The following is an 18,570-nucleotide window of genomic DNA, read 5'->3' on the forward strand; positions in this document are numbered from 1 at the left end:
CGAGGATGCGGCCCGCCCCGCCGGCTACACGCCCCAGAACTTCCATCCCGGACGCGTCGCCCGCAGGCCGGTTTCCATGCGGGCATAGAGTGAGCGCGTCTTGCCCTGCGCGGCGCCGCTCGCGCGCGCCTTGTCGAAGTAGCCCAGCGCGGTCTCGCGCTGCTCCAGGCCCAGCGCGGCCTCGACGGCGCCGAGGTAGGCCTCGCCGTCCCAGCCGTTGCGCGCGGCAAATGCCGCCTCGAAGTCCGTCAGCGCTTGCGCGTATTGCTTCTCGCCGTTGCGGATCAGCGCGCGCTGCAGGCGCGGGAAAGCCTGGTCCGCAGCATCGTCCGAGGTCAGCGCGATGGCTTGCTCGAACAGCGGCAACGCGCGCTCCGGCGCGCCCAGGCCGCGCCAGATCATGCCGAACTGGTTGCACAGCCACGCGTCCTCGATCAGCAGCGCGCGGCGCTGCAGGGCCTCGATCTCGGCCTGCGCGTCGGTGCGGTCGTGCTGGTCCATGCTGTCCATGGCATTGCGCAGCAGCCCCGCGAAGTGCGCGCGGGCGTGCGCCAGCGCGTGCGCGGTCTGGCTGCGTTCCTCCACCGGCAAGGCGTCGGCGCGCGCATCCATGTGCGCCAGCGCGTCACGGGCCGCCGACGTCACTTCCGTGCCACCGATGGCCTTCCAGGTGCTCACCAACCGGCTGAAGATCCAGCCCACGTTGGCGGGATCGCGCTCCAGCGGATAGCGGTTGAGCACGTCGCCCGCGACTTCCACGGCTTTGCCGTGCTGGCCGGCTGCCTCCAGGCATTCGAGCAGGTCGATCCAGTGCTCGATGAATTCGCTGACCGCGATGCCCTTCTCGTGCAGCGCGATGCGCTCCGCGCGGTTGCCGTCGCCTTCCAGCCGGGTCGCCAGGTTGTGGCACAGCAACGAGTAGATATGGGGATCGGCGTCGTCGTAGCCGCCCTCGCCGGTGGCGAAGTAGGCTTCGAAGCGCGCCAGGCCCAGGCGATAGGCCTTGATCAGGTGCGGCATCAGCGCCGCCTCGGCGGCCGGCACCGCGTCCATGAACTCAGCCAGCGCCACGCCCGCGTTGTAGTAACCGGTCGCATCCGTCGCGCCCTCGACAAAGGCAAAGCGCAGCCAAGGCTCGGCCTCGCCGGACTGGTGGCGCCATTCGAGCTCGCGCACCTGCGCCTTGGGGTCCGGCGCCTTGCGCTGGTAGGTGGCGAAATCGTCCCAGGCACCATCGAGCTCGCCCGCGCGGTAGCGCAGCGGCGCGCGGATGCGGCGGGCGTGCGGGTGGTCCGGCTGGCTGGCCAGCACGATGGCGGCCTGCTCGGCGGCCAGGGCATCGCCCGCAGCCTCGTCGAGCTCCAGCAGGTCGGGGTTGTCCAGGCCGATCCGCGCCAGGCATAGGCGCAGCATCGGCTCAGCCTTGTCGCCGGCGGCATTCACGTGGGCCAGCGCCTGGCCCAGGATGTCTTCGGCGCCAAGATCCGGCGCGCGATAAAGCAGGTCATACCAGTAAGCGCCGGCCGCGGCGAAATTGCCCAGCCGGTAATGCACCAGCCCCGCATGCAGGCGGGCGCTCCACTCGCCGGAAGACAAGCCGTTGCGCAGCGCGGCCTCTTCCAGCCAGGGCAGCGCCTCCTGCAAGCGCTCCATCCCCATCAGCAGCATGCCGTAGCGATGCGCGATCACGCCGCGCGAGGACCAGCGGTGCGCCGGGTGCAGCGGCAGCCCGGGCAGCTTGGCCAGCGCCGCATCGAGCACGGCAAAGGCGGCCTGCGCGTCGCCGCGGTCAAAATGCAGGCGTGCCCGCAGGCAGTCGAAATCCACCACTTGAGGCTGCGCCTGCGAAAGCTGGTCGAGAATGACCAGCGCTTCATCGTAGCGCTCTGCGTTGGCTAGCTCGATGGCGTGGTCGTAGCTGACTTCCTGCACGGACACGGACTGCTCCTTCGGGGTGGATGTGCGAGTGCGGGATTATGCGCCATGCAGGCCCCCTCCCGCTTGTGAGAACAAGGGGCGAAACCTGCCGCTAGCGGAGCACTAGACATCGGCTGGGTCCCCATGTATGCCAGAAACGACAACGCCACGCCACAGGCTTGAGAATTTCAAAATAGGTCCTAAAATAGGTCTGAATTTAGACCTATCTGGAGTATGTGATGGAAAACATCCACAGTCTGCTGACCGTCAGCATCTCGGAATTCAAGCAAAATCCCAGCAAGGTTGTCGAGGAGGCCCATGGCCAGCCTGTGGCTGTTCTGAACCATAACCGGCCCGCCTTCTACACGGTATCTCCGGAATTCATGGCCAAGATGGCCGAGCTGTACGACGAGCGCCAGCTTGAGAACCTGGTGCAGACGCGACTCAAATCAGTGAGCCGCGCGGTCAAAGTCAACATTGACGACCTGTAAATGCCCCACGAACTACGCTTCGTCCCGGAGGCACTCGATGATTGGGCGAAGCTCGATGGTTCCGTCAAAGCCCTTTTCAAGAGTGCACTGAAGCGGCGCCTGGCAACGCCGAGGGTCCCGGGCGCGGAACTCCGGCCACCGCTCATTGATTGCTACAAGATCAAGCTGCGCGGCGTCGGGTACCGGCTGGTCTACCTGGTCCGCGACGATGAAAATCCGCCCGATATCGTTGTTCTGGCGGCCGGCCGGCGCGATGGCGGCGTCTACGAGGATGCGGCGGCGGCGTGGGAGGGTGGGCAGAACCTCGGCGCCAACGAAGCCTGAGGGCAGGTATCGTCAGCATTGGCCTGCCCCACTGGGTCAAGACAGATCTTGCCGCGAACAAAAAAACGCCCCAGTCGCTGACTGAGGCGTTTTGCATTCCCCTCGAGGAGTGCCACCAACGCTTTAACCCGACGGGCAGGCCCGCCGTGTGGCATCGTCGTTCTACAGCAGAACGGCTTACTTGCCGCCAACCGTCTCCAGCACGGTCCACTTGCCGCCAACCACCTTGTAGACGGTGATGCCGCCGTCCTTCAGGTCGCCGCGCGCGTCGTAGGCCAGGGTCTTGGTGGTCACGCCTTGCATGTTGGTGGCCGCCAGCACCGGCAGGTAGCGCGCCGGATCGGCCGAACCCGCCTTGATCATGGCGGTCATCAAGGCGGTGGCGCCGTCATAGGCGTACGGCGAGTAGGTCTGCACCTTGCTGCCGAAGCGCTTCTCGTACTTCTTCTCGTAGGTGGTGCCACCGGGCATCTGCTCCAGCGGCAGGCCGGCCAGCGAGACGACCGTGCCCTCGGCGGCAGGACCGGCCAGCTTGAGGAAGTTGTCGGTCTTCGACATTTCGCCCGACACCACCGGCGACTTCATGCCGAGTTCCTTGACCTGCTTGGCCATCGGCGCGGATTGCGTCTCTGCGCCGCCAAAGAAGATCACGTCCGGGTTGCTGCGCTTGATGTTGGTCAGCACAGCCTTGAAGTCCACCGCCTTGTCGTTGGTGAACTCGCGGCGCACGATCTTGCCCCCGGCGGCCTTGGCGGCTTTCTCGAACTCGTCGGCCAGGCCTTGGCCGTAGGCCGTGCGGTCGTCGACGATGGCGATGTTCTTGGCGCCCAGCTTCTTCACCACGAAGGCACCGATCACCGAGCCCTGCTGGGTGTCGGAAGTCATCATGCGGAAGGTGGTCTTGAAGCCCTGGCGGGTGTACTCAGGTGCCGTTGCCATGGCGATCTGGGGAATGCCCGCGCGGTTGTAGACCATCGACGCGGGGATGCTGGTGCCCGAGTTGAAGTGGCCCAGCATGCCCTGGATGCCGTTGTCGACCAGCTTTTGCGCGACCACCGAGCCGGTCTTGGGGTCGGCCGCGTCGTCTTCAGAGAGCAGTACGAACTTGACGTCCTTGCCGCCAATCTTGGGCTTGGTCGCGTTCATTTCCTCGATGGCGAGGACAACGCCGTTCTGCATGTCCTTGCCGTATTGCGCCTGGCCGCCGGTCATCGGCGCGGCAAAGCCCAGCTTGATTTCCTGCGCCTGGGCGAAGGCGGCCGAGGTGGCGCACAGGCCAGCGACGGTCAGGGCAACGGTGAGGGCCGTCTTGTGGAAAGTCGAGTTCATCTGTTCTCCTTGGTAGCTATTCTCTATAGCCTTTGCTGCGTTTTTGGACGCGTCCGGGTGTGGCGCGAAACGCTCCCCGATTTTCAAATACGCGAGGTTTGCGGGATCACCGCTGCCTCGCGTCGCTTCGATCGACGCCCGGCGGTTAGCCGATCGTCATCAAACTCGCATTGCCGCCCGCTGCCGCCGTATTGACGGACAGCGAACGCTCGATCAACAAACGCTCGATGGCGATATTCGGTTCACCATGTGCCAGGCCTTGCACCGAAATGATCGGGCCGGGGCGCGTGGCCAGCTGTTCGCACACAGCGCGCAGCTGGTCCGAGTCGCCATGGTGAAGAACCGCGTCGAAGCTGGTATCGCTGGCCGACCAGTCGGCCACCAGGCTGACGCGCGATTGTACTGCCTTGGGCAGGCGCGCAAACAGGGCCCGGGCCATGGGGCTTTCAACCCACACGGCCTGGCTGCCAGCTGCCAGTACCGCCGCCAGTTGCACGGCCAGGTCGGTCTCCTGCTGGGCCAGGCACAGCACGGCGGCGCGCGGCAGCAGCGTGTAGGTGTTGCGCTCGCCGGTGGGACCGGGCAGCGTGACCGACAGGCCGGCCGCCGAGGCCGCGGCAAAGCGCTCGCACGCCGCCGCCAGCCCGGGCAGCGCCGCGCTCTCGCGCTGCGCCCATTCCTTGAGCGTACCCAGTGCCTCGGTCAGCGTGCGGCGCACCGGGCCGGTCTCGTCGGCGCCGCCGAGGGTGTCGGATGCGCGCACCACGCGGGCCACGGCGTCCTGCGGGCAGACTGACAACAGGCGGTGCAGGTACAGCGGGCCGCCCGCCTTGGGGCCGGTGCCGGACAGGCCTTCGCCGCCGAAGGGCTGCACGCCCACCACCGCGCCCACGATATTGCGGTTGACGTAGAGGTTGCCCACTTCCGCGCGCTCGACGATGTGCTCGATGGTTTCGTCGATACGGGTGTGAATGCCCATGGTCAAGCCGTAGCCGGTGCCGTTGATCTGCGCAAGCAGCGTGTCGAGGCCGGCTCGCGGGTAGCGCACCACGTGCAGCACGGGGCCAAAGACTTCGCGCTGCAACTCTTCGATGCTGTCGAGCTCGATCAGCGTTGGCGACACAAACGTGCCATTGCGGCAGGCCGCGCTGGCCGCGCCGTTCGGGTCGGCCTGGTGGACGCGGCGGCCCTTGGCGCGCATGGCGTCGATATGGCGCACGATGTTGCCGCGCGCCTCTTCGTCGATGACCGGGCCGACATCGGTGGACAAACGGTCCGGGTTGCCCATGGTGAGCTCATCCATGGCGCCCTTGAGCATTTCCAGCACGCGGTCGGCCACTTCTTCCTGCAGGCACAGCACGCGCAGCGCGGAGCAGCGCTGGCCGGCCGAGTCGAAGGCGGAGTTGACCACATCGCCAACCACCTGCTCGGCCAGCGCGGAGGAGTCCACGATCATCGCGTTCTGGCCGCCGGTCTCGGCGATCAGCGGCACCGGGCGGCCAGCCGCGTCCAGCCGGCCGGCCACGCTGCGTTGCAGCAGGCGCGCCACTTCGGTGGAGCCGGTGAACATCACGCCCTTGACGCGAGCGTCGCCTACCAACGCGGCGCCCACGGTTTCGCCGCGGCCCGGCAACAACTGCACGGCGCCAGCCGGCACGCCAGCCTCGCGCAGCAAGCGCACGGCCTGGGCGGCAATCAGCGGGGTCTGCTCGGCGGGCTTGGCCAGCACGGTGTTGCCGGCAGCCAGCGCGGCCGCGACCTGGCCGGTGAAGATGGCCAGCGGGAAATTCCACGGGCTGATGCAGACCACCGGCCCGAGCGGGCGGTGGGTGTCGCTGGAGAAGGTCTCACGCACTTGCGCGGCGTAATAGCGCAGAAAGTCCACGGCCTCGCGCACTTCGGCGATGGCATTGGAGAAGGTCTTGCCGGCCTCGCGCACGATGATGCCCATCAGGGACTGCATCTGCGCTTCCATCAGTTCGGCGGCGCGCTCCAGCGCGGCGGCGCGCACATCGGCCGGGGTCGCCTGCCAGATCGGCGCGGCGTTCACTGCGGCCTGCAGCGCGGCTTCCACCTCGGCCATGCTGGCTTCGGTGACATGGCCGACCACGTCGCGCAAGTCGGACGGGTTGCGCACAGGTGCCGGCTGATTGGCGTCCTCGCCAGCGGCGGTTTCCGTGCCCAGCAGCGGCACGGCGCTGACCGCCTCGCTCGTGCCGGCCAGTAGCGCGGACGACAGCGAGGCCAGGCGATGCTCGTTGGAGAGGTCGATGCCGGCAGAATTGGCGCGCGACTCGCCATACAGCGTGCGTGGCTGCGGAATGCGCGGATGCGGCAGGCCAAGCGCGCCCTCATCGGCGTGCATCTGCTCGACCACGGCCACCGGGTCGGCCACCAGTTCGTCCAGCGAGATGGTGTCGTCGGCGATGCGGTTGACGAAGGACGTGTTGGCGCCGTTTTCCAGCAGGCGGCGCACCAGGTAGGCCAGCAGCGTCTCATGCGTGCCGACCGGCGCGTAGATCCGGCACGGGCGGTTGAACTTGCCGTCAGCCAGCGGGCCGACCACCTGGTCGTACAGTGGCTCGCCCATGCCGTGCAGGCACTGGAACTCGTACTGGCCGGGGTAGTAGTTGTGGCCGGCGATCTGGTAGATGGCCGCCAGCGTGTGGGCGTTGTGGGTAGCGAACTGCGGGTAGATCACGTCCGGCACCGACAGCAGCTTGCGCGCGCAGGCCACGTATGACACGTCCGTATAGACCTTGCGCGTGTAGACCGGATAGCCCTCCAGCCCGTCCACCTGGGCGCGCTTGATCTCGCTGTCCCAGTACGCGCCCTTGACCAGGCGGATCATCAGGCGGTGGCGGCTGCGGCGGGCCAGGTCGATCAGGTAGTCGATCACGAACGGGCAGCGCTTCTGGTAGCCCTGCACCACGAAGCCGATGCCGTTCCAGCCGGCCAGCTCGGGCTCGAAGCACAGGCGCTCCAGCAGGTCGAGCGAGATTTCCAGGCGGTCGGCTTCCTCGGCGTCGATATTGATGCCGATGTCGTACTGGCGGGCCAGCAAGGTCAGCGACTTGAGGCGGCCGTACAGCTCGCTGATGACGCGCTCATGCTGCGCGCGGCTATAGCGCGGATGCAGCGCCGAGAGCTTGATCGAGATGCCGGGGCCTTCATAGATGCCGCGCCCGCGCGAAGCCTGGCCGATGGCGTTGATGGCCTGCTCGTAGGAGGCCAGGTAGCGTTGCGCGTCGGCCTCGGTCATGGCCGCTTCGCCCAGCATGTCGTAGGAGTAGCGGAAGCCCTCGGCCTCGTACTTGCGCGCGTTGGCCAGCGCCTCGGAAATGGTCTCGCCGGTGACGAACTGCTCGCCCATCAGGCGCATCGCCATGTCCACGCCCTTGCGGATCAGCGGCTCGCCGCCCTTGCCGATGATGCGGGTCAGCGCCTTCGACAGGCCGGCTTCGGTATGCGTGGCCACCAGCTTGCCCGTGAACAACAGGCCCCAGGTGGCGGCATTGACGAACACCGACGGGCTCTGTCCCAGGTGCGACTGCCAGTTGGCGCCGCTGATCTTGTCGCGGATCAGCGCGTCGCGGGTAGCCTTGTCGGGAATGCGCAGCAGCGCCTCGGCCAGGCACATCAGCGCCACGCCTTCCTGCGAGGACAACGAGAATTCCTGGATCAGGCCCTGCACCAGCCCTTCACGGCCGGTGCCGACCTTGCGCTCGCGCAACCGCGTGGCCAGGGTCCGGGCCATGGCGAGAGCGGCTTCGGCCTGCTGATGTGGCAGGCGAGCCTGCTCAAGCAGCACCGGCACGCACTCGGACTCCGGGCGGCGATAGCCGGCGGTGATGGCCGCGCGCAGCACCGATTGCGGCTGCACGCTCTGCGCAAACTCGAGGAAAGGCTGTATCGCGCCATCACCAGTCGCGCCGTCAAAAGTGTCGGCACCGTCCGCCGCACCCTCGCTCCCCGTACCGGTGGCGCTGGTCTCATGCGGGATGTTGCCCCGTTCGACCTGCTCCAGATACGTGAAGATTGCCTGCTTGATCAGCCAGTGCGGTGTGCGGTCTATCGACTGCGCAACGCGCTTGAGGCGCTCGCGGGAGGCGTCGTCGAGTTTGACGCCGAGGGTGGTGGTGGCCATGCGCTTGATTCTCCGTAAGACGCGGACACCGGCTTCCTGACTGCGGGGAAACCGGCAGATTGGCGCGATCATACTCCCGGGCAAACCAAAGGTGCAACTAGGTACAACCACTCAGATACATCAGGAAAAGTGGTTGCACCGCACCTTGTACTGGGCTGCCCCTGGCGCAACCGGACCCCACTCAGGTATCCACTCAGATACGCAAAGGATCGATCTCCAACTGCCAGCGCACGCCCTTGGCATCGCCCAGCGCCTCGCCAAAAGTTTGCACCCACTCGCTGATAAATCTTTGCAGCGCAATACGCGAGATACTTTCCACCAGCATTTGCGCGCGCTCCCGGTTAGCCACCCGCACCATCGACATCGGCACCGGGTCATGGAGTTGCACCTCCGGCGCCATCCGGCACGCATCAGCCCGATTCCGCGCACTCTGGAGGAAGGCCAGCGCACGCTCCAGTTCGGCATGGTCGGCCGTGACAAGCACCTGGTAGGCAAACGGGGGTAACCCGGCCTGGCGACGCTCGCGCAACTGGGTAGCCGCGAATCCATCATAGTCATGGCGTACCAATGCCTGCAATGCCGATGCATCGGGATAGCGGGTCTGGATCAGCACCTCGCCCGCCAGCCCTGCCCGCCCGGCCCGTCCGGCCACCTGCATCAGGGAGGCAAACAAATGCTCGGCCGCGCGGAAATCGTGGCTGAACATGGCGGCGTCCGGATGGACGATGCCGACCAGGGTCACGCGCTGGAAGTCGTGCCCCTTGGCCACCATCTGCGTGCCGACCAGGATGTCGACCTCGCCCGCGTGAACCTCATCGAACATGGCCTGCGCGCTGCCCTTGCGGCGCGTGGAGTCGGCATCGATGCGGGCGATGCGCGCTTGCGGGAAGCGTGCCGCCAAGGCCTCCTCGATACGCTGGGTGCCTCGGCCAAGTGGTGCAATATCCATATCTCCACAATCCGGACAATGGTGTGGTACCGGGGATTCCAGCCCGCAATGGTGGCAGCGCAGGCGGCGCTCCGGCCGGTGCAGCACCATATAGGCCGAGCAGCGCGGGCATCCGGAGAGCCAGCCGCAGCTATCGCAGGCCAGCACCGGGGCGTAGCCGCGCCGGTTGAGGAACAGCAGGCTCTGCTCGCCACGCTGCAGGCGGGCCTCGATGGCGTTGAGCAACGGCACCGACAGCCCTTCGTAGAGGGCACGCTGGCGCTGGCGTTCCTGGTTGATGTCGATCAGCCGCACCGTGGGCAGCGTGGCATCGGTCTGGGCCCGCTCACGCAGCACCAGCTTGCGGTAGGTGCCCTGCTCCGCACGCCACCAGGACTCCATGGACGGCGTGGCGGAGCCTAGCACCACGGCCGCGCCGAGCTGCTTGGCCCGCCATACGGCCAGGTCGCGCGCGGAGTAGCGCAGGCCTTCCTGTTGCTTGTAGGACGTGTCGTGTTCCTCGTCGACCACGATCAGCGCCAGGTGTGGCAGCGAGGCCAGCACCGCCAGCCGCGTGCCCAGCACGATGCGGGCCTCGCCGCGGTGCGCGGCCAGCCATTGCAGCGTGCGCTCCTGGTCGGCCAGGCCGCTATGCAGCACCGCCAGCGGCAGATGGGGAAAGCGCGAGGCAATGCGGCCCTGCAGCTGCGGCGTGAGGTTGATTTCAGGCACCAGCATCAGCACCTGCGCCTGCGCATCGCGCGCCAGCACGTCGGCCATGGCGTGCAGGTAGACTTCGGTCTTGCCGCTGCCGGTGACGCCGTGGAGCAGGAACGGCGCGAATCCCTTGGCCTGCCCGATCGCTTCCACGGCCACACGCTGCTCTTCATGCAGCGGCGGCGCGGTGGACGGCTCGGCAGCCGAGGGCGCGCCCAGCAAGGGCTGGTCGGCCCGCTCGGAGATCACCCAGCCGGCCTCGGCCCACTGCGCCAGGCGCGAGGGCGCCGCGCTGCATAGCACGCGCGCCTCGGCGGCGGATACCGCTCGCCCTTCCCCGGCGGCTGCCACCAGTGCCTGAGCCAGCGCCAGCACGGTGCGGGCGCGCGGCGGCACCGCCGCCAACAGCGCCTCGCCCTGCCCCGGGGCCACGCGGTAGTGTTCGCTGCGGGCACGCAGTGCCAGCCGCGCCCAGCCGTCGGCCTCGCGCAGGGCCGGAGGCAGCGCGGGCAGCATGACTTCGCCCAGGCAGCGGTGGTAATAGCGTGCGGCAAAGCCAGCCAGCGCAATCCAGTGGGCGCCAAGCGGCGGCAGCCAGTCCAGGCGCTGTGCGACAGAACGCAGCTTGTCCGCGGGTACATCGGAGTGCGCGCAACGCGATACGGCCACGCCGACCAGCGTACGGCGGCCGAACGGCACCGTGACCAGTTCGCCGGGCTGGACTTCCGGGCCGGCAAGGTAATCGAAGACATCGTCAGCCGGCGTATCGAGCGCCACCCGCACAACGGCAAGCGGTGCGCCGCCGGTGGGCTCCGCGGCCGGCCCGGTTTGCTCGGGGATCACCGGTGACGTCACACCGCGCCTCCGGGGCCGATCGTCCAGCGCAGCGGTGGGTACGGTCCAGATTGGGGCGAGCAAGCCCAATGCATGTGCAGGCCGAGGCTGAGCCGCTTTCCAGACAAATTCAGTGTGCGGTGCAACATCAACTTAAAGTAACGCTTCAAATGTGCCCCTAAGTCGATGATAGATGGCTGGTTTTCCCGGCCCCGGGCAGCGCCTGTGGATAACTTTGTTGAAAACTCGCCCGGAGTTCCCGGCAAGCCCCGTAAAACAAGGCTCCCACGGGCATTCCAGCCTGTGCGTGGCCAGATGCAATGCCTTGTAAATCAAGGACTTGGCGACATCCCTCAGATGAGTTAGGGACTAACCCGCTCTTGCACTGCGGAAAACCCATTGATGTGCATAAGTCAAGCCTTGACAAGCGAGAACCGGCACCGAAAGGGCGAAATATTGCAAAATAGTTTACTTGACAGCGCTTCGGGCAAGCCTCCCCCGGCACCCGCCCGTCCGGGTGCGGCGCGCGAAGCCAGCTCGCTGCGCCGCACAGGCGGTACCCCCGGGTGGGAGGGAAGACGTGCACCAGCTGTCACCTTGCCGCGGTGCGCAGCTGCCGGCTGTAGCGATGCACCTCGTCCACCAGCACCGTCACATTCTCGGGCGGGGTGAACTGGGAGATGCCGTGGCCAAGGTTGAAGACGTGTCCGTCGCTGCCGCCGCCGGCGGCATAGCTGTCGAGCACGCCACGCACCTGCTCGCGAATCGCGGCTTCCGGCGCAAACAGCACATTGGGGTCGATATTGCCCTGCAGTGCCACCTTGCCGCCGGTGCGGCGGCGCGCCTGCGCCAAGTTGACCGTCCAGTCCAGACCGAGCGCATCGGCACCGATCTCGGTGAGCGCCTCCAGCCACAATCCGCCGCCCTTGGTAAACACGATGGCCGGCACCTGCTCGCCATTGTGCTCGCGCTTCAGTCCGGCCAGCACCTTGCGCATATAGGCCAGGGAGAACGTCTGGTACATGCCGTCGGCCAGCGTGCCGCCCCAGGTGTCGAACAGCATCACGGCTTGCGCACCTGCCTCGATCTGCGCATTCAGGTAGGCCGACACAGCTTGCGCGTTGATCTCCAGGATACGGTGCATCAGGTCGGGGCGGCTGTACATCATGGCCTTGACCGTGCGGAAATCGGAGGAGCCGGCACCCTCGACCATGTAGCAGGCCAGCGTCCAGGGGCTGCCCGAGAAGCCGATCAGCGGCACGCGCTGGCGGCCGTCCTGCACCAGCGCCCGGCGGATCTCGCTGACCGCGTCGAACACGTAGGACAGCGAGGCCATATCGGGCACCGCCAGCTTCTTGACGTCGCCTTCGGTGCGCAACGGGTGGGCAAAGCGCGGACCCTCGCCCTGGGCAAACGACAGCCCGAGGCCCATGGCATCGGGCACGGTCAGGATGTCGGAGAAGAGGATGGCCGCATCGAGCGGATAGCGTTCGAGGGGCTGCAGGGTAACCTCGGTCGCGTAGGCCGGGTTCTTGGCCAGGCCCAGGAAGCTGCCGGCGCGAGCGCGCGTAGCATTGTATTCGGGCAGGTAGCGCCCCGCCTGGCGCATCAGCCACAGCGGGGTGTACTCGGTCGGTTGCCGGCGCAGCGCGCGCAGGAAGGTATCGTTCTGCAATGCGGTCATGGTCATCCTCGTAAGACCGCCATTTTACGGGATGGCCGGCCGCCGCCGGCAGCTTAGATATCCGCCGCCAGTTCCTTGAAGGCCTGCGCGGCGCGGCGCATCCATTCGCGCGCGCGCGGGGCATCGGGCTGCAGGCGGGCAAAGCCGTGCGTCATCCCGCTTGCCTCCAGCGTGATCACCGGCGCGCCGTAGCGCACCAGGTAGTCAGCGTAGGCAAGGCCGTCGTCGCGCAGCACGTCGTGGGCGGCAACCATCACCACGCTGGCCGGAGGCAGGTGCTGTGGCGCGGCGCCCATCAGGTGGATGCGCGTGTCTTCGATGGCGGCGCCGGCGGCAAGGCGCTCGGCGCCGATGAATTCCGTCCAGAACCAAGCCATTTCGTCGCGGGTGAGGCCGGGGCCATCCGCAAAGGCGCGATAGCTTTCGCTGGCCAGCACCGGCGCGGCCACGGGATAGATCAGCAACTGGGCGTTGACCAGGCCGGGGCGCCCGTGCGCATTGGCCCAGCGCGCGGCCTGCGCGGCCAGGTGCCCGCCCGCGCTGTCGCCCGCCACGGCCAGGAAGCCAGCGTCCAGGCGCAACCGGACGCGTTGCTCGGCGAACCACAGCACCGCCTGCAGCGCGTCATCGCACGGCGCGGGGAACGGATGCTCCGGTGCCAGCCGGTAGTCCACGCTGGCCACCGCGCAGCCGGTGTCGGCGGCGAGCAGCGCTGCCACGCTGTGATGGGTGTCATGCGAACCCACCACCCAGCCACCGCCATGGAAATAGACGATCAGGCGCGGCTCGGCCACGCCTTCCGGGCGGAACAATCGCGCCGCCAGCGTGCGGCCGGGTAGCGCCAGCTCCATGTCGGTGGACTGGATGCCTTCCGGGTCGGGCACGACCGAGGTTGCCGCGATCTCGGCGAAGCGCGCGCGGCGGCCGGCGGCACCGGCCGGCTCGGGCTGCCCGGCGTAGCGTTCGGAGAGCCGGCGGTAGTAATCGAGAAGCTGGGGATCGATGGCCATGGCTGCTTGGGACTGAATTGAGGGCGGGATTGAGGGCGGGATCGGGAGCTAGGGTGACTAGTTTAGCGGGATCAGGCAGCCTGGCGCATCAGCTCGATCTTGCTGCAGCGGTCCTGCACCGCCAGCAACCCGGCGGCGGTGGCCCGGGCAAAAGCCGCATCATTGACGATGCCAAGTTGCAGCCAGACGCCGCGGGCGCCGATCGCGATGGCATCCGCGACCACCGGCGGCACATCGGCGGCGCGGCGGAAGATATCGACCCAATCAATGCGCTGCCCGGACTTGGCCAAGGCCGCGGCGGCGGCGCCGAGGCTGGCGTAGCAGGTCTCGCCCAGGATGCGCTCGCCCGCATGGCGCGGATTGACGGGGACAATGCGATAGCCGTGACGCTGCAGGTAGGCGGCTACTTCATGGCTGGGCCGGTCCGGGTGCCCGGACAGGCCGGCCACGGCTACCGTCTTCATCGCCAGCATGCCGCGAATGGCTGTCTGCATCTCGCTCACGTCGATTCCTTCTCAAAGGGTTCGGGGGACTTGTCGCGGCCGGTACCGGGCGGGCGGGCACAACTGCCCAGCCGCGCGAACGGCACCGCTACCTGGTAGGCGCCCTGCGCAAATGGGCCGACCGCGTAGGGGGCATAGTGCAACACCACGCCACCGCGGTACAGGGTAAACGGGACGCGCGACTCCTGCAGCGCTTGTGCGTCAAGCACGCCACGCGCGGGCTCGGCTGCGCCCTGCCGCTTCAGTGCGGCTTGTAGCTCGTCGTTGAGTTTTTGCAGGCAGGCCTCGCCCGGCTGCAAGAGATCGGCTAGCCCGACCCGGCGATAGCCCGGCTGGGCAGTTGGCGCGGATGCCACCGCACCCGCCGGGCCGTGGCGCCGCCACGTGCCACTCACGAAGTCGAGGCTGCCATGCGCGCCACCGCTGTAGCGCCAGGTGGTGCGCAGCAGGCCGACGTTGCCGGCATCCAGCCGCATTATCTCGATCGCGCTACGGCATTCCTGTTCGCCCTGGCCGCAGCCGCTGGCACGCAGTGACGTAATAAGGGCATCCACGTGCGGGCGGCCGGTTTCGGGATAGCGTTCGGTAAGACGTGCGCCAGCCACATTTACGACGCGCTCGCGATAGATTGCCTTGCGCGTGAGCGTCAATGCCTGGCGCCGGGTACCGTCGGTATTCATCCATTCCCCACTGACACTCAACCCATCGGAGGAGACGGTGCCCTCGAAACGTGCACCATCGCGAGCTTCGGGATACTCAACAGGCGCCTGGCCGGTGGCGCGCTCGCGCACGCTCAGCCGTCCGTCGGATGTCAATTGGCCATCGAGTTGACGCGGCGAGGAGGCAAGCATTGAATCGTAACGGGCCGTGCCGTCGATCCCGCCAGTGCCCGCGCGCGGAAATATCGTCAGCGATACCTGTATGTGGCCGTCGAGCTCGCCTTGCCAGAGCGCACCAGCGGGGGCTTGCGCCTCAACCGCGCCAGCCTGGCCAGCCGCCATGAAAGACGTGGCCAGCAGCGCCGCCAGCCTATGCTGGACAAGGCCTCTTGCAATATCGACGGGGGCCTGGGCAAAGCGGTAAAAAGGGGGAAAGGGGAAGGAAAGCGGCATGGCAGTGGTTGGCCGGACCGCAAGGCGGATGGCAGGATCAGCGAAAGCTATCGGACCCGCGCCGCGCAGTGATGTTCCCGCCGCCTGGTGGCAAGTGCGGTGGCACGTGGTCTAACGTGCCTATTTATGCCGATTTAGACGCTTATTTAGTTACCGCGCTTTCAACTTCTTGCAAACCGATACATTTTGTTACTGCCATCCCCAAAAGTTTCCCCCACAATGCTTCAACACAATCAGTTTTTGTGAAAGGCGTTCCCTCCCCCAACAGAAAGGGAGGGCGTCATGGAAGAAAGCCTAAGGAAGCATTCCCACCCAGATTGACCGGATCACAAGCGATGCCTGTGATCGGTGTACCAGGTTGAGATGATGTTGGCGCTTGCCGGTTCCGGCTGGTTGGATCGTCTGAATGCGATCAATACCGCCTGACCGAGTGCTGGACCACCAAGAATGTGGTTAGCGCCTGTTGGTTGACCTGGACCTTACCCGTTCCTTCGAATTGACCCCTCGAAGGGATTTTCCCGTCCGCGCGGTGCCTCCCCGGCCCGCGCGCTTTTTTTTGTCCTGAGCCGACAGAATAGTCGTTGGCATAAAAAAAAGGCAGCCTCGCAGCTGCCTTTTTTTCGCCGCCGCCAAAAAAACAACAGCTGCGGCGGCCCTGCTTTTCTTACCGTTTCCGGCGCAGGCGCGCGATCGCTGCCAGCTGTGCTGCTGCCACGGCAAGCTCGCTCTGGGCACGTGCCAGGTCGAGATCGCTGCTCTGGTTCTGCATCAGCTCCTCGGCGGCGCGCTTGGCTTCCTGCGCCTTGGCTTCGTCGAGATCGCTGCCGCGGATAGCGGTGTCTGCCAGCACGGTGACGTGCTTGGGCTGGACTTCGAGAATCCCGCCGGCCACGAACACGAACTCTTCGCTGCCGTCTTCCTTCTCGATGCGCACCGCGCCCGGCTGGATACGCGTAATCAGCGGCGTATGGCCCGGCAGGATACCCAACTCGCCCGACTCGCCCGGCAGTGCCACGAACTTCGCCTGACCGGAGAAGATCGACGATTCGGCGCTGACGACGTCTACAAGAATGGTTGCCATGTGAATTCCTTTAGTCCCTGAAAGCTTCGGCTTCCCGTTGCCAGGAAGCAGGTATTCCGCTGCCCGGCTAAGCGTGGCCGCCCCGGACGTTGCTGTCCGTGGCGGCCGCCACTACGGCGCTGGCAGCGAAAAACGCCGCTTACTGGAGCTTCTTGGCCTTCTCGAAGGCTTCGTCGATCGAGCCGACCATGTAGAACGCTTGCTCCGGCAGGTGATCGCACTCGCCGTCCACCAGCATCTTGAAGCCGCGGATGGTTTCCTTCAGCGTGACGTACTTGCCCGGCGAACCCGTGAACACTTCCGCAACGTGGAAGGGCTGCGACAGGAAACGCTGGATCTTACGAGCGCGCGACACCGACTGCTTGTCTTCCGGCGACAGTTCGTCCATGCCCAGAATCGCGATAATGTCGCGCAGTTCCTTGTAGCGTTGCAGCGTTTGCTGCACGCGACGGGCCACGTCGTAGTGCTCTTGACCCACGACTTGCGGGTCCAGCTGACGCGAGGTCGAGTCGAGCGGATCGACTGCCGGGTAGATACCCAGCGCGGCGATATCACGCGACAGCACGACGGTCGAGTCCAAGTGCAGGAAGGTGGTAGCAGGCGACGGGTCGGTCAAGTCATCCGCAGGCACGTACACGGCCTGGATCGACGTGATCGAGCCAGTCTTGGTCGAGGTGATGCGCTCTTGCAGCTTGCCCATTTCCTCGGCCAGCGTCGGCTGGTAACCCACTGCGGAAGGCATACGGCCCAGCAGTGCGGACACTTCGGTACCGGCCAGCGTGTAGCGGTAAATGTTGTCGACGAAGAACAGGATGTCACGGCCTTCGTCGCGGAACTTCTCGGCCATGGTCAGGCCGGACAGTGCCACGCGCAGACGGTTGCCCGGCGGCTCGTTCATCTGGCCGAACACCATGGCCACCTTGTCGAGAACGTTCGAGTCCTTCATTTCGTGGTAGAAGTCGTTCCCTTCACGGGTACGCTCGCCCACGCCGGCGAACACCGACAAACCGCTGTGCTGCTTGGCGATGTTGTTGATGAGCTCCATCATGTTCACGGTCTTGCCGACGCCGGCGCCACCGAACAGACCCACCTTGCCGCCCTTTGCGAACGGGCACACCAGGTCGATCACCTTGATGCCGGTTTCGAGCAGGTCAACCGAAGGCGACAGTTCGTCGAACTTCGGGGCCTTCTGGTGGATCGAGCGCAGCTCGTCCGAAGCGATCGGGCCGGCTTCGTCGATGGGACGACCCAGCACGTCCATGATGCGGCCCAGCGTGCCGTGACCGACGGGCACCGAGATCGGGGCGCCAGTGCCCTTCACTGCCATGCCGCGGCGCAGGCCGTCCGACGAGCCGAGGGCAATGGTACGCACCACGCCGTCACCCAGCTGTTGCTGCACTTCGAAGGTCAGGCCCTTCTCGGCGAACGAGGCTTCGTTGCTGTCTTCCAGCACGAGCGCTTCGTAGACCTTAGGCAGCGCGTCGCGGGGGAACTCGATGTCCACCACGGCGCCAATACACTGCACAATATTTCCGATACTCATTTCGTATCTCCGATAGCTTGAATACTTGACGCCTTAGACGGCTGCGGCACCGCTGACGATTTCCGACAGTTCCTTGGTAATCGCTGCCTGACGGGTCTTGTTGTAGACCAGTTGCAGTTCGCCGATCACGTTCTTGGCATTGTCGGATGCCGCCTTCATGGCCACCATGCGCGCCGATTGCTCGGACGCCATGTTTTCGGCCACGGCCTGGTACACCAGCGCTTCGACGTAGCGGACCAACAATTCTTCCACTACGGTCTGTGCGTCGGGCTCGTAGATGTAATCCCACGAGTAGGCGCGCTTTTCATCTTCGGTCTGGGCAAACTTGTCGGCGGGGAGCGGCAGCAGCTGCTCCACCATCGGCTCCTGCTTCATCGTATTGATGAACTTGGTGTAAGCCAGGTACACAGCATCGACTTCACCATTGGTGAAGGCGTCGAGCTGGACCTTGATGGCACCGATCAGTTTTTCCAGATGCGGGGTGTCACCGAGGTGCACCACGTGCGAGAGCACCTTGGCGCCGATGCGGCCCATGAACTGCAAGCCCTTGGAACCAATGGCGGTGCTCTGCACCTCCACGCCGCGGCTTTGCAGCTCACGCAGCTCATTGGTTACCGCACGCAGCACGTTCGTGTTCATGCCGCCGCACAGCCCCTTGTCCGTCGTTACCACGATCATGCCGGCGCGCTTGATGTCGCGTGCCACCATGAAGGGGTGCTTGAACTCGGGGTTGGCCGCAGCCAGGTGCGCCGCGATATTGCGCACTTTCTCAGCATAGGGACGGGCGTTGCGCATCCGTTCCTGCGCCTTGCGCATCTTGGACGCGGCGACCATCTCCATCGCCTTGGTGATCTTGCGCGTGTTTTGCACGCTCTTGATCTTGGTTCGAATTTCTTTCGTTCCGGCCATATCTTCCTCTCCATTCGTGCCGCACCGGCACCGTCATGGCA

At 66.0% G+C, this 18,570-nt stretch carries 13 protein-coding genes; 2 read left to right on the top strand and 11 right to left on the bottom strand.

The annotated features are described in order from the left end of the window. Nucleotides 1-24 precede the first annotated feature (24 nt). Complete coding sequence (locus AC07XB_RS17205) at nt 25-1,938, bottom strand: tetratricopeptide repeat protein (RefSeq protein WP_492811425.1); 1,914 nt, start codon at nt 1,936-1,938, stop codon at nt 25-27. Between the two features lie 218 nt (nt 1,939-2,156). Between AC07XB_RS17205 and AC07XB_RS17210 the strand changes: the two genes are divergently transcribed. Next, on the top strand, nt 2,157-2,408 hold the full coding sequence (locus AC07XB_RS17210; RefSeq protein ID WP_492828649.1) for a type II toxin-antitoxin system Phd/YefM family antitoxin: 252 nt from the start codon (nt 2,157-2,159) through the stop codon (nt 2,406-2,408). Beyond that, nucleotides 2,409-2,732, top strand: a complete 324-nt coding sequence (locus AC07XB_RS17215) for a type II toxin-antitoxin system RelE family toxin (RefSeq protein ID WP_492828647.1) — start codon at nt 2,409-2,411, stop codon at nt 2,730-2,732. Between the two features lie 177 nt (nt 2,733-2,909). On the opposite strand, the gene AC07XB_RS17220 is transcribed toward AC07XB_RS17215, so the two are convergent. From AC07XB_RS17220 to atpG, 10 genes are all read right to left on the bottom strand, one after another. Further along, a complete protein-coding gene (locus AC07XB_RS17220) occupies nt 2,910-4,061 on the bottom strand; it encodes a branched-chain amino acid ABC transporter substrate-binding protein (RefSeq protein WP_492828645.1) in 1,152 nt (383 codons plus the stop codon). Nucleotides 4,062-4,206: 145 nt separating this feature from the next. Then, nucleotides 4,207-8,208, bottom strand: a complete 4,002-nt coding sequence (gene putA, locus AC07XB_RS17225) for a trifunctional transcriptional regulator/proline dehydrogenase/L-glutamate gamma-semialdehyde dehydrogenase (protein ID WP_492373535.1) — start codon at nt 8,206-8,208, stop codon at nt 4,207-4,209. 193 nt (nt 8,209-8,401) lie between these two features. Next, nucleotides 8,402-10,696: a primosomal protein N' gene (locus tag AC07XB_RS17230; protein ID WP_492828736.1), complete on the bottom strand. Its 2,295-nt coding sequence runs from the start codon at nt 10,694-10,696 to the stop codon at nt 8,402-8,404. A 583-nt stretch (nt 10,697-11,279) separates the two neighbouring features. Continuing rightward, nucleotides 11,280-12,377 (bottom strand): uroporphyrinogen decarboxylase, encoded by a 1,098-nt coding sequence (gene hemE, locus AC07XB_RS17235; protein WP_492375606.1) that lies wholly within the window; start codon nt 12,375-12,377, stop codon nt 11,280-11,282. A gap of 47 nt (nt 12,378-12,424) precedes the next feature. After that, on the bottom strand, nt 12,425-13,381 hold the full coding sequence (locus AC07XB_RS17240; protein ID WP_492828643.1) for an alpha/beta hydrolase: 957 nt from the start codon (nt 13,379-13,381) through the stop codon (nt 12,425-12,427). Between the two features lie 71 nt (nt 13,382-13,452). Then, on the bottom strand, nt 13,453-13,875 hold the full coding sequence (locus tag AC07XB_RS17245; protein ID WP_492375617.1) for a CoA-binding protein: 423 nt from the start codon (nt 13,873-13,875) through the stop codon (nt 13,453-13,455). A 5-nt stretch (nt 13,876-13,880) separates the two neighbouring features. Continuing rightward, nucleotides 13,881-14,996: an RsiV family protein gene (locus AC07XB_RS17250; RefSeq protein ID WP_492375608.1), complete on the bottom strand. Its 1,116-nt coding sequence runs from the start codon at nt 14,994-14,996 to the stop codon at nt 13,881-13,883. Between the two features lie 664 nt (nt 14,997-15,660). Further along, on the bottom strand, nt 15,661-16,077 hold the full coding sequence (locus tag AC07XB_RS17255) for a F0F1 ATP synthase subunit epsilon (RefSeq protein ID WP_043350759.1): 417 nt from the start codon (nt 16,075-16,077) through the stop codon (nt 15,661-15,663). A 139-nt stretch (nt 16,078-16,216) separates the two neighbouring features. Beyond that, nucleotides 16,217-17,620: a F0F1 ATP synthase subunit beta gene (atpD, locus tag AC07XB_RS17260; protein ID WP_150987508.1), complete on the bottom strand. Its 1,404-nt coding sequence runs from the start codon at nt 17,618-17,620 to the stop codon at nt 16,217-16,219. 33 nt (nt 17,621-17,653) lie between these two features. After that, a complete protein-coding gene (gene atpG, locus AC07XB_RS17265; RefSeq protein ID WP_416049966.1) occupies nt 17,654-18,529 on the bottom strand; it encodes a F0F1 ATP synthase subunit gamma in 876 nt (291 codons plus the stop codon). Nucleotides 18,530-18,570: the final 41 nt, after the last annotated feature.

The organism is Cupriavidus sp. GW821-FHT02F09, assembly GCF_059421605.1.

Coding starts and splice junctions, on each gene's coding strand:
- AC07XB_RS17210 (WP_492828649.1), top strand. CDS start 2,157: ATGGAAAACATCCACAGTCTGCTGACCGTCAGCATCTCGGAATTCAAG.
- AC07XB_RS17215 (WP_492828647.1), top strand. CDS start 2,409: ATGCCCCACGAACTACGCTTCGTCCCGGAGGCACTCGATGATTGGGCG.
- AC07XB_RS17220 (WP_492828645.1), bottom strand. CDS start 4,061: ATGAACTCGACTTTCCACAAGACGGCCCTCACCGTTGCCCTGACCGTC.
- putA (WP_492373535.1), bottom strand. CDS start 8,208: ATGGCCACCACCACCCTCGGCGTCAAACTCGACGACGCCTCCCGCGAG.
- hemE (WP_492375606.1), bottom strand. CDS start 12,377: ATGACCATGACCGCATTGCAGAACGATACCTTCCTGCGCGCGCTGCGC.
- AC07XB_RS17240 (WP_492828643.1), bottom strand. CDS start 13,381: ATGGCCATCGATCCCCAGCTTCTCGATTACTACCGCCGGCTCTCCGAA.
- AC07XB_RS17245 (WP_492375617.1), bottom strand. CDS start 13,875: ATGCAGACAGCCATTCGCGGCATGCTGGCGATGAAGACGGTAGCCGTG.
- AC07XB_RS17250 (WP_492375608.1), bottom strand. CDS start 14,996: ATGCCGCTTTCCTTCCCCTTTCCCCCTTTTTACCGCTTTGCCCAGGCC.
- AC07XB_RS17255 (WP_043350759.1), bottom strand. CDS start 16,077: ATGGCAACCATTCTTGTAGACGTCGTCAGCGCCGAATCGTCGATCTTC.
- atpD (WP_150987508.1), bottom strand. CDS start 17,620: ATGAGTATCGGAAATATTGTGCAGTGTATTGGCGCCGTGGTGGACATC.
- atpG (WP_416049966.1), bottom strand. CDS start 18,529: ATGGCCGGAACGAAAGAAATTCGAACCAAGATCAAGAGCGTGCAAAAC.